We start from the raw sequence: 10,610 nt of genomic DNA, 5'->3' as shown, positions 1-10,610 counted from the left end.
AGTGCCCGCTTGCATGGCAGGTTACGATCTTCATGGTGCTACAGTCGATGCTGTCGTTCACCGTATTTGGTTGGCTGGCTCCAATCCTGCGTGATCGCGGTGTCCCGGCCGGCCACGCTGGTCTGGTGGTGTCGGTCTCGGTGATCCTCCAGACACTGGCGTGCCTGGTGGCGCCAGGGATGGCAGCGAAACTCCCAAACCAGCGTGTACTCAATGCTGTCGTGGTTGTGCTGGCTGTCAGTGGCTTCCTTGGCTGTCTGTTTGCTCCACTTTCAACACTGTGGTTTTGGGCGGTTGTACAAGGGATCGGTCAGGGCGCGCTCACCTCGATAGCGTTGACGCTGATTGTGCTGCGCTCGAGAAACGCGCACATTGCCGCCGAACTTTCCGGGATGGTGCAGGGAGTTGGCTATGGCGTCGGAGCGGCGGGCCCGCTGTTGGTTGGGGTGCTGCATGGCTGGACGGGAAATTTCGATAGCGTGGGATGGATGTTCGCTGCGGTTGGTGTCGCTGCTATCGTTTTTGGCTTCCTTGCAGGGCGCGCCCGTTACGTGAAGGGTGTGTTGTACGAGATCCGCATGATCGAGCGGATAGTCACTGAAGTGTGACCCGGGTACAACAATGCGCTCGCGCCTCTGATGGATCCTTGGGTGGTCGTATACGGTCCGAGTGGAAAACTGACTGATAGCGCTGAATGCGCGGACTGAGCAATTTCACCAATACATTGCATCGACGGATTGAACGCGCATGTCATAAAGTCGGAAAACGCGCGGGCTGTCGACAGTGCGCTGACGTGCCTGCGCCTGTTCGGCATCGACCTCCGCCCACTCGCCCTCGAATCACAACTGTAGAAGATCAGGTTGATCTACAAATACATCGACGACGCGCACGGGATTCGTGTCCGTTACGTAGTCGTCGAGTGCCTCAGGAAGGTTCGATCAGGACATCGCTTTACATCGGTTTTCTCAGTGGTCAAAGAGCGGTTCAATCGCGATCGACAGCAGGCGTGCACCAGGTCCGAGCGGACTCAGGTCCAGCGCTTCAGGCCGGCGTTCGAGCCACAGGCCGTTCATCGGCGCAAGCGAAACGTGGCGCAGCAGCGAGCTGGAGAGCGTCCATTGACTGTCGACGGAGAGCAGCACCTGGTTGGCCGCCGGCGTGACGCGCAACGAATGGGTATGAGCACTGACTACGGCGCGGCACTTCTCGCGCCGTGTCATGACATTGAGCACTTGAACTGGCCTGGGGACCAGTGTGACCCACACATGTAGGTCGCCAGAAAACTGCACCGGTTGACCGCTGCGGGCGACCAGCTGGCCATCCTGTGAATGCAGTCCGACTGCACCGTCGTCGAGCAAGACCAGCGTGCGATCGAATCCGGGAAACTGCGAAAACTTCGCGGCCCCGCTCAGCGTCGCGAGGCTGACGCGCCACGGCACGCCGTCGTCGTACTCGGCGCCGCGTGCGATGGTCCGCGTGACACCGCCACCGTTTGCCCAAGGCTCGGGCGCGAGCGTGACGCAGTTGAAGAACCGCAAGGCCGATTGCGATGCCCTGGACGACGGAGGCAGCGACGACTTGTCGTCAGCCGATTCAGGTGACGCGCGCTTCGCACGGGACAGATCAGGCATTATCGACTCGCACTCCCCGCGCCAACATGCGCTTCGAGTGCACTGATCACCTCGAACAGATCGCCGACGAGCCCAATGTCAGCGACCGAAAAGATCGGCGCGTCCGGATCCTTGTTGATTGCGACGATGGTCTTCGAGTCCTTCATCCCGGCCAGATGCTGAATCGCCCCCGAGATGCCGAACGCGAGATAGACATCGGGTGCGACGATCTTCCCGGTTTGCCCGACCTGCGCGGTATTGGGCGCGTAGCCCGCGTCCACCGCGGCGCGCGATGCGCCGAGCGCCGCGCCCATGCTGTCCGCCAGATGTCCGAGCCGATCCATATTGTCCTTCGACACAAGTCCGCGCCCGCCCGAGAGGACGATGCGCGCGTTGGGCAGGTCGCGGCCGGTCTGTGCCGATGCCTGTCGCTCGATGAGCTTCGTCCTGGCAAATCTGGCCACCGGTTCAAGCATGACACGCGTGGCGTTGCCACCGCTGTCCGCAACAGGCGCAAACGGCGATGCCCGGAACGTTGCGAACGTCACGGCGCTGGCGCTGCTTACGTGAGCGATGACGCTTCCCGCATAGAGGCCGCGCACGAACGCGCCTTCGCCCTCGACTGCGATCACGTCCGGAATAAATGCGCCGCCGGCCAGCGCCGCCGCACGCGGTAGTGCGCTGCGACCGAGCGTGCGATGACTCGCGGCAATCAGCGAATACGACCCATGCAGGGCGTGAAGTTGCGCCGCGAGCGTTTCAGGCACGAGCTCCTCATTCGCTTCACCGGCCATCACGAGCACACGTTCCACCCCGGCGATCTTTTCGACAGAGGGCGCAAGCGCGGCATCAGGCAACAACAGATCGACAGGCAGACCTTGTTGCATGACAGCGCCGATGACTCGAAGCGTTGCCTTGGCAACGCGGCCGTTTTCTGTTTCAGCTACGACAAGGCTTCTCATGCCGGCACTCCTGTTTGATCGAACACGCGCCGTTCCGCGAGGGCTGCGATAAGCGCGGCGGTATCGGCGACCTTGATCCCCGACTGGCGAACCGGCGGGTCGCAGAGTTTGACGATGTGAGCCTGCGGCGTCAGTTCGACTGCGAGGGCAGCGGCATCGACGATCGCGAGCGGCTTCTGCTTCGCCTTGACGATGCTGGGCAAGCTCACGCGACGTGGCTCGGCAAGGCGTAGATCGGCGCTGACGACCGCCGGGCCTTCGAGGAGCCACGTCGCCGTACCGGTATCGTCACCGGAAGTCACAGACCAGTCGTTACCGTGCGCGGCGAGCGCGCTCGCATTCAACGCCTGCGGCCAGTCGAGCAGGGCGGCGAGCATCGCGGCAACGCCGCCGATATCGTCGTCGATTGCCTGTTTACCGCACAGCACGAGAGCGTATTCGCGGCTGGCCATGTGAGCGTTCACCAGACGGGCCACGGCCAGCGAATCGAGCGTGGAAATTGCCGCCGCTGTGTCAATCAGCACGGCATCGTCAGCGCCCATCGCGAGCGCCGTGCGTAGCACGTCCTGGCTGGCTTGCGCGCCGCAGGTGATTACCGTCACTCTTGATGCGGCACCGGTTTCCCTGAGTTGCAAGGCTTTTTCGACGGCGCATTCGTCAAACGGATTGAGTGACATCTTGAGGCCAGTGGTGTCGATCGCGCCGTTCGCAGCGACCCGAACGCGCACATTCGCATCAACCACGCGTTTGACTGGAACCAGAATATTGATTGTCATGTCTGGAGCATCCTTTGATCAGGAGACTGCGCCGGAACCGTATTTGCCCACCAGCAGCGCGCCGCTGGCAAACCGGTCAAGTGCATAAGGCGCAAGCGATACATCGGTGGGTAGGCCGAGCGCATGCTGGGCGAGGATCTTGCCGATGCCCGGCGAGAGCTTGAAGCCGTGCCCCGAAAAACCGAAGCCGACCACCAATCCTTCGACATCGCCGACCTTGCCCAATACGGGGTTCCAGTCGGGGGTCACGTCATAGACGCCGGTCCACGACGAAGCCAGACCCGCGGCCTCGTAAGCCGGAAAACGTTCGGCGACTTGTGCGCCGACTTCCACAACGTAGTCGAGTGAGATATCCCCTTGTTCCGTTTCCGGCGAATTCAGCGTTTCGCCGATCACGCCTTCCGACACCAGCATCTGGCTGCCGCCATAGCTGCGGTAATAGAGCATGCCGGCCGAACCGAGGTCCTTGAACGCGGGCATCTTGAACGAGTACGCGGCGCCGTCGCATTCGAGCGCGAGCACCGTATGACGTTCCGGCTTGACCGGCAGCGGCACGCCGAGCCAGCCGGCGAGTTCCGGCGTCCAGATGTTTTGCGTGCTGATCAGGGTGCCGCAGCTGAAGTTGCCCGCGCTCGTTTCCACACCGGTGATCCGCTGCCCCTCGCGGACGATGCCCGTGACCGTCACACCTTCCATGATCTTGACGCCGTGCCGGCGCGCCGAGCGGGCGAAACCGGTCGCGACCAGATATGCGTCCGCAAAGCCTGCTTCCGGCTCGTAGCCGATCAGTGCCGCGTCGTCGAAGTTCGCGATCGGCAACCGCTCGCGCGCCTGTGCCTTGTCGAGCAGGTGCACTTCGATCCCCATATCCCGCTGCGCGGCGAGCGAGGCGCGCAGCGGTTCCAGCTTGTCTCCCTCGGGCGAGCAGATCAGATAGCCGCATTTGACGAGGCCGCAGGACGCTTCGTCGTCGCCGAGGTAGTCGGCGAAGTTATTGAATGCCCACCACGACAAGCGGGCAAGTTCGACATTCTGGCGCACCGAATAGTGCGTGCGCAGCAGGCCGGACGACTGCGATGTGGTGCCCGCGCCGATCGTGCCCCGCTCGACAACCAGCACGCTTTGCGCGCCCAGGGCGGCGAGATGATGGGCAACCGACGCGCCGATGACACCCGCGCCGATCACGATGAAATCGTAGTGACTCATGTGGACCTCTGTATGGGCAATGAGGTGAATTTTAGGAAAACGACGGGCGCGCCAATTTTGAATTAGGCAAACTTATGGCAAGCCAATGCAATTTCTCATCCTGAACACCGGCCCTCCGAACCCCGGCACCATGGTGTCGTACCGCACAGGATGACCGGCACGTCGCCCACGCGAGCGGAGCATTCCATGAGACGAACCCCGATCCCGATCGACCTGCGCGCGCTGCAGGCCTTTGTGGCCGTCTGCGACAGCGGCTCGATGACTGGCGCGGCAAAGCAGCTCGGTGTGAGTCAGAGCGCCATCAGCCAGGCGATCGCCACGTTGGAGCGCGACCAGGGCCTGACGCTGTTCGATCGGGAAAGCCGTCCACCGCGCCCGAATGTAGCGGGGCGCGCGCTGCTGGAACTGGCGGGCCCGCTGATCGAGCATGCGCAGATGGTGACCGCCCGTATCGGCGATGCGTCGCATACAGGAAAAATGCCGGTGCGCCTGGGTTGTATCGATTCCTTCGCGGCGACCGTCGGGCCTGAATTGATCCGCGCGATGTCGAACTCGGAGCGGCAGATTTCAATGTGGTCCGGCCTTACGCCGGGACTGAGCAAGCAGTTGCACGACCGGGAACTGGATATCGCGATCTGCACGCAGACCACGCTGAATGACGCGCGGATCGTCGAAGTGCCGCTGTTTTCCGAGGCGTTCGTCGTGATACTGGCACGCAGTCATTTAAACGGTCGCCGCAATATAGACTGGCGCACGCTGGCATTGGAACTGCCGCTGATACGCTATACGGCGCGCTCGGTGATAGGCCAGCAAATCGAGCGTTTCGCGCGGCATCTCGGCATCAACAGTCCGCGGCGTTACGAGTTCGATGCGACTGACCCGTTGTTGAGCTTGGTAACCGCACGGGTGGGTTTTGCGATTTCGACGCCCTTGTGTCTGTGGCAGGCGCGGCACTACCTGGACGATATCGCGGTGATGCCATTGCCGCCGAGCCGGCTCGGGCGGCGCGATTTTTTCCTGTTGCATCGTCAGGGCGAGTGGGATCAGTTCGCCGGCGACATCGTCATGCTGACACGCGGTGTGTTGGACCATGCGATTCAGCCGTCGCTGGCGCGGGCGCTGCCCGATCTGCCAGACGATGCCTTGCGCTGAAATGTATCATTGGGAGGCTATTCGATGAACGACCTGTACGGCTTGCAGCGAGGCGAAGCGCCGTTGCTGATTTCGATTCCGCATCTGGGCACGCACATCCCGACCGATTTGCGCGACCCCTACTCGGATGCCGCGCTCACGCTAGTGGATACCGACTGGCATCTGGACCGCCTGTATGACTTTGCGGCGGAACTCGGCGCGACTGTACTCGGGGCACGAATCTCGCGCTACGTGATCGACCTGAACCGGCCGCCGAACGATGAGAGCCTGTATCCGGGACAGACCACCACGGGCCTGTGTCCACGCGAAACGTTCCGCGGCGAACCGGTCTACAGAAACGGCCGCGAGCCGGACGCCGCGGAAAAGCAAGGGCGCGTCGAGAAATACTGGCAGCCGTATCACGCTGCGCTTGCAGCGGAGCTGGCTCGCTTGAGAGAGCGGCACAAGAATGTGCTGCTATGGGAAGCGCATTCGATTGCGAGTGTCCTGCCGCGCCTCTTCGACAGCAAATTGCCGGATTTCAACCTCGGCACGCAGGACGGCCGCACGGTCGCGGCCGCGGTACAACATGCGGCCGAAAACGCAGCCGCCGCGAGCGAATTCACGTGGGTCGCGAACGGCCGCTTCAAGGGCGGCTACATCACGAGGCACTTCGGCTCGCCGCAAGCTGGCATCCATGCGATCCAGCTCGAGATGTGTCAGTCGACGTATATGAACGAAGCATCCCCGTTCAACTATGACGAAGCGCGCGCGGCCAAGGTGCAGCCGGCCTTGCGACGCATGGTCGAAGCGTCGTTGCACGCGGTTCAGGCGCTATAGCGAGAATTTGTATAAGCGGTGCTGTTGACTCGACTTAACCGCACACCTCGTTTTTGTGCGAAGTCGCACCACTCGCAGCACCGATGTGCACCGCATTCAAGCCGGCAAGCCGTTCAGCATCGATATCAGGAACAGCGCACTGCGAGCGCACTGCGCCCAATGCGTTTATTATCGGGAATCTTTGATTCACATAGATAAACATGGCACAAACGTTGCGTTGATAAACGCGTGGATTGCGAGGGCATCGGCAAGCGATCAGTCAGCAGTGCTCGATTGCGGATAGACGAAGATCGACAGAAATTGAATGGGAGTCTTGATCAGACGTTCAGGACCGTGCGGTATCTGGCCCTGAAAGGTGAGGGTGTCGCCGGGATGGAGGATGTAGGTTTGCTGGCCGTGGCGGTATTCGATCACGCCCTTGAGCATGTGGATGAGTTCCGTGCCGGGATGTTCGAACACCGGTAAACGCTCAGCCTCGTCCTCCATCGTGATCAGAAAGGGTTCGAAGAGTTTGCGTGGCCCCTGGTCGTAGGCAAGCAGGTGATAGGTGTGGCCGCTTTTGGTGCCCTTGCGGACGACCTCCATGCCGGCGCCTTTTTTGACGAGTTGTGCGCCGCCTTGTGGCACGTCGAAATTGCGGAACAGCGCGGAGAGCGAAACGCCGAGCGCCTGGGCAATGCGGTTGAGGATCTCGAGGCCCGCGGAAGTCTGCGCGTTCTCGATCTTCGAGAGCATGCCGCGACTGATGCCGGCCTGCGCGGAAACCTGAGCGATGGTCAGGCCGTGGCGCTGGCGCAGTTCGCGGATGGTGGTGCCAAGGTAGCGTTCGAGAGGCGATTTGTTCTCTTCACCGGTTTGCATGTAGGCCTCACAGAAAAGGAAAGCGTAGCAGATCGGAGCGCCGGATCGCGCTCACAGAGTTTCATACGGAGAATCTTTGTTGCATCGCAATAAAGTATCCGGCTGATTGAAGACAAGCTTGAGGCGCGCCGCAAGCGGCGTTCGAGAGCGTGTTGCATAGCCTGGCCACACGCGTTGCGTGCGGTTTTCCCAAACCACCATGGATCGAGTTGCAAGGAGTGGCGATGAACATGAACGATGCGAGCAAGCTGCAGGTCAACGAGCTCGGCTGCGTGCCCCGCTTCTGCTCGGCGGACGAGGCGCAAGCTTATCTGACGCAGCAGGGCGTGAAGTACGTGCTGGCGCAGTTTGTCGATATTCACGGCGTGGCCAAGGCGAAGTCGGTGCCGGTCGGTCATCTGAAGAGCGTGTTGAAAGCCGGTGCCGGGTTCGCGGGGTTTGCGATCTGGGGTGTCGGCATCGAGCCGAACGGTCCGGATTACATGGCGGTCGGTGATCTGCCGACGCTCACGCCGGTGCCGTGGCAGCCGGGCCTGGCACGCATCGTCTGCGATGGTCATGTCGATGGTCAGGCATGGCAGTACGATTCTCGCGTCACGCTCAAGAAGCAGGTCGCGCGGCTCACCGAGCGCAGCTGGACACTTTTCACGGGCCTCGAGCCGGAATTCTCGCTGCTGCGCCGTTCCCCTTCGGGTGCGCTGGAGCCGTGCGATCCGAGCGATACGCTGTCCAAGCCGTGCTACGACTACAAGGGCCTCTCTCGTACGCGTGAGTTCCTGGAAAAGCTCACCGAGTCGATGCGCGCAGTGGGGATCGACGTCTATCAGATCGATCACGAAGACGCGAACGGCCAGTTCGAAATCAACTACACCTACACCGATTGTCTGACCTCGTGTGATCACTACGTGTTCTTCAAGATGGCGGCCTCGGAGATCGCCAATGAACTGGGCATGATTTGCTCGTTCATGCCGAAGCCGTTCGCGAACCGTCCGGGTAACGGCATGCATATGCATATGTCGATCGGCGACGGTGAGCGCAACCTGTTTGCCGATCCAGCCGACAAGCTCGGCATGAGCCTCTCGCCACTCGGCTACCAGTTCACGGCTGGGCTGCTCGCGCACGCGCCGGCGTTGACCGCACTGTGCAATCCGACCGTGAACTCTTACAAGCGCCTCGTCGTCGGCCGCTCGCTGACGGGTGCGACCTGGGCACCGGCCTACATCAGCTATGGCGACAACAACCGCTCGACGATGGTGCGCATGCCCGGCGAGCGGATCGAACTGCGTCTGCCGGACGGCGCATGCAATCCGTATCTCGCGACGGCGGCTGTGATTGCCGCGGGACTCGATGGTGTCGATCGCGGCATGTCGCCGGGCGCACCGGCCAACGAAAACCTGTACGAGTGGTCGCCCGCGCGGCTCTCCGAACACGGTATCGGCGTGCTGCCGCAAAACCTCGAGCAGGCGCTCGACGCGCTCGAAAGTGACCGCGTGATCTGCGACGCACTCGGCCCGGTTGCCGATGAATTCCTCAAGCTCAAACGGATGGAGTGGCTCGAATACATGCGCCACGTCTCGGACTGGGAGCTGAAGACCTACCTCGAATTTTTCTAAGGAGAAGCAGTATGTGCGGAATTGTAGGTTTGCTGGTGAAGACGCCGGCACTGCGCGAGCGGCTCGGCGAACTGATGGTGCCAATGCTGGTGGGCATGACCGAGCGTGGACCGGATTCAGCGGGCCTCGCGGTGTTCGGCAATCCGGTCGATGCGAGCCAGCGCAAGCTGAGCATCTACGCGGGCTTTACGGAAGAAGGCGCGGATTTCGCGTGGCAGGCGCTGCTGGAGGCGCTGAACGTGATGGATGCCACCGCGCGTATCGACGCGAAAGGCAATCATGCGGTGTTGACTGTGCAAGGCAATGTCGAGGGTGTCAAGGCGTGGCTGCGCGAACGCTATCCGAAGCTCTATCTGCTGTCGAGCGGGCGCTCGATCGATCTGTACAAGGACATCGGCTCGCCGTCGCAAGTCGCCGAGCGCTATGACTTCGAGAACTTGAAAGGCTCGCATCTGGTTGGCCACACGCGCATGGCGACGGAATCGGCAGTAACGCCCGATCGCGCGCATCCGTTCACGGCGGGCGACGACTTCTGTCTGGTCCATAACGGTTCGCTGTCGAACGCACATGGGGTGCGCCGCAAGCTCGAACCGCAAGGCATTCGCTTCGATACGGACAACGATACCGAAGCCGCCTGCCGCTTTCTCGAGTGGCGTCTGCGTGAAGGCGACACGCTGCCGGTCGCATTGCAGAAAGGTTTCGAAGAACTCGACGGCTTCTACACGTTCCTGATGGGCACCTCGACGGAACTCGCATTGATCCGCGACCCGTTCGCATGCAAGCCGGCGGTGGTCGCGGAAAACGACGACTACATCGCTATCGCTTCCGAGTTTCGTTCGCTCGCGCATCTGCCGGATATCAAGCACGCCAAGGTCTTCGAACCTGCACCCGAGGAGATGTATGTATGGAAAGCCTGACGTTCGATCTGGAGCGCACGACGGTCCGTGAGCTGAATCAGTTTTTGCACAAGCCGGCGAGCGAGCTGGAAGGGCAAGTGGTGACAGTCGTGGCGCCGAACGGTGCGCATAACCTCGCAGTGGGCGTCGATGCGCCGGTACGGGTGACGATCGCTGGTCACGCCGGGTATTACGCGGGCGGCATGAACAAACACGCGACGATCGAGATCGACGGCAGTGCGGGCACCGGCGTCGCGGAAAACATGATGAGCGGCAAGGTGCATGTGAAGGGCTTTGCATCGAATGGCGCGGGCGCTTCGGCGCACGGGGGCCTGCTCGTGATCGACGGCGATGCGGGACTGCGCTGCGGCATTTCTTTGAAGGGCGGTGACATCGTGGTGGGCGGCTCCGTCGGCAGTTTCTCCGCGTTCATGGCTCAGGCCGGGCGCATCGTAATCTGCGGCGATGCGGGCGATGCGCTTGGCGACTCGCTTTACGAAGCAGTGCTCTACGTGCGCGGAGAAGTGAAATCGCTCGGCGCGGACGCACAGTACGAATCGATGACGGACGCGGACCTTGATGCCGTGCGAGACCTGCTCGTCGCTGCCGGCATGGACCATGACCCGGCGTCGTTCAAACGGATCGCCTCCGCTCGCAGGCTCTATCACTGGAACGCCGACGCGAACCAGGAATATTGAATATACGCTCTATAAGA

11 protein-coding genes are annotated in these 10,610 nt (G+C 61.7%); 6 read left to right on the top strand and 5 right to left on the bottom strand.

Going from position 1 to position 10,610, the window contains the following annotated elements:
* The coding region (locus tag HV670_RS24790) for an MFS transporter (protein WP_175107650.1) at positions 1-608 on the top strand (608 nt) is incomplete at its 5' end.
* A 357-nt stretch (positions 609-965) separates the two neighbouring features.
* Here HV670_RS24790 and HV670_RS24785 read toward each other — a convergent pair.
* Genes HV670_RS24785 through HV670_RS24770 form a run of 4 tightly spaced genes read right to left on the bottom strand, consistent with a single transcriptional unit; the run spans position 966 to position 4,554 of the window.
* Complete coding sequence (locus tag HV670_RS24785; RefSeq protein ID WP_175107649.1) at positions 966-1,631, bottom strand: HutD/Ves family protein; 666 nt, start codon at positions 1,629-1,631, stop codon at positions 966-968.
* A complete protein-coding gene (locus HV670_RS24780; RefSeq protein ID WP_175107648.1) occupies positions 1,631-2,572 on the bottom strand; it encodes an electron transfer flavoprotein subunit alpha/FixB family protein in 942 nt (313 codons plus the stop codon). Before HV670_RS24780 ends, HV670_RS24785 begins: the two co-directional genes overlap by 1 nt.
* Positions 2,569-3,342 (bottom strand): electron transfer flavoprotein subunit beta/FixA family protein, encoded by a 774-nt coding sequence (locus tag HV670_RS24775; RefSeq protein ID WP_175107653.1) that lies wholly within the window; start codon positions 3,340-3,342, stop codon positions 2,569-2,571. The genes HV670_RS24780 and HV670_RS24775 overlap by 4 nt, the downstream gene beginning before the upstream one ends.
* A gap of 24 nt (positions 3,343-3,366) precedes the next feature.
* Positions 3,367-4,554, bottom strand: coding sequence for an NAD(P)/FAD-dependent oxidoreductase (locus HV670_RS24770; protein ID WP_175107647.1), 1,188 nt, complete (start codon positions 4,552-4,554; stop codon positions 3,367-3,369).
* Positions 4,555-4,740: 186 nt separating this feature from the next.
* On the opposite strand from HV670_RS24770, the gene HV670_RS24765 reads away from it, so the two are divergent.
* Positions 4,741-5,706, top strand: a complete 966-nt coding sequence (locus HV670_RS24765; RefSeq protein WP_175107646.1) for a LysR family transcriptional regulator — start codon at positions 4,741-4,743, stop codon at positions 5,704-5,706.
* A 24-nt stretch (positions 5,707-5,730) separates the two neighbouring features.
* On the top strand, positions 5,731-6,525 hold the full coding sequence (gene hutG / locus HV670_RS24760) for an N-formylglutamate deformylase (protein ID WP_175107645.1): 795 nt from the start codon (positions 5,731-5,733) through the stop codon (positions 6,523-6,525).
* 255 nt (positions 6,526-6,780) lie between these two features.
* Here the strand turns inward: hutG and HV670_RS24755 are convergent, their stop codons facing one another.
* On the bottom strand, positions 6,781-7,386 hold the full coding sequence (locus tag HV670_RS24755) for a helix-turn-helix domain-containing protein (protein WP_175107644.1): 606 nt from the start codon (positions 7,384-7,386) through the stop codon (positions 6,781-6,783).
* A gap of 224 nt (positions 7,387-7,610) precedes the next feature.
* Between HV670_RS24755 and glnT the strand changes: the two genes are divergently transcribed.
* Genes glnT through HV670_RS24740 form a run of 3 tightly spaced genes read left to right on the top strand, consistent with a single transcriptional unit; the run spans position 7,611 to position 10,593 of the window.
* A complete protein-coding gene (gene glnT / locus HV670_RS24750; RefSeq protein WP_175107643.1) occupies positions 7,611-8,999 on the top strand; it encodes a type III glutamate--ammonia ligase in 1,389 nt (462 codons plus the stop codon).
* An 11-nt stretch (positions 9,000-9,010) separates the two neighbouring features.
* Positions 9,011-9,916 (top strand): class II glutamine amidotransferase, encoded by a 906-nt coding sequence (locus tag HV670_RS24745; RefSeq protein ID WP_175107642.1) that lies wholly within the window; start codon positions 9,011-9,013, stop codon positions 9,914-9,916.
* A complete protein-coding gene (locus HV670_RS24740) occupies positions 9,904-10,593 on the top strand; it encodes a GltB/FmdC/FwdC-like GXGXG domain-containing protein (protein ID WP_175107641.1) in 690 nt (229 codons plus the stop codon). The genes HV670_RS24745 and HV670_RS24740 overlap by 13 nt, the downstream gene beginning before the upstream one ends.
* Positions 10,594-10,610: the final 17 nt, after the last annotated feature.

Origin of the sequence: Pararobbsia alpina (assembly GCF_902859895.1) — a bacterium.
GTDB classification, from domain to species: domain Bacteria; phylum Pseudomonadota; class Gammaproteobacteria; order Burkholderiales; family Burkholderiaceae; genus Pararobbsia; species Pararobbsia alpina.
Note: the sequence above shows the minus strand (reverse complement) of the source record. Positions and strands in the feature narration are given on the sequence as shown.

Bases quoted from the DNA above. Each gene is read 5' to 3' on its own strand.
- HV670_RS24785 (WP_175107649.1), bottom strand. From the start codon at position 1,631: ATGCCTGATCTGTCCCGTGCGAAGCGCGCGTCACCTGAATCGGCTGAC.
- HV670_RS24780 (WP_175107648.1), bottom strand. From the start codon at position 2,572: ATGAGAAGCCTTGTCGTAGCTGAAACAGAAAACGGCCGCGTTGCCAAG.
- HV670_RS24770 (WP_175107647.1), bottom strand. From the start codon at position 4,554: ATGAGTCACTACGATTTCATCGTGATCGGCGCGGGTGTCATCGGCGCG.
- HV670_RS24765 (WP_175107646.1), top strand. From the start codon at position 4,741: ATGAGACGAACCCCGATCCCGATCGACCTGCGCGCGCTGCAGGCCTTT.
- hutG (WP_175107645.1), top strand. From the start codon at position 5,731: ATGAACGACCTGTACGGCTTGCAGCGAGGCGAAGCGCCGTTGCTGATT.
- HV670_RS24755 (WP_175107644.1), bottom strand. From the start codon at position 7,386: ATGCAAACCGGTGAAGAGAACAAATCGCCTCTCGAACGCTACCTTGGC.
- glnT (WP_175107643.1), top strand. From the start codon at position 7,611: ATGAACATGAACGATGCGAGCAAGCTGCAGGTCAACGAGCTCGGCTGC.
- HV670_RS24745 (WP_175107642.1), top strand. From the start codon at position 9,011: ATGTGCGGAATTGTAGGTTTGCTGGTGAAGACGCCGGCACTGCGCGAG.
- HV670_RS24740 (WP_175107641.1), top strand. From the start codon at position 9,904: ATGGAAAGCCTGACGTTCGATCTGGAGCGCACGACGGTCCGTGAGCTG.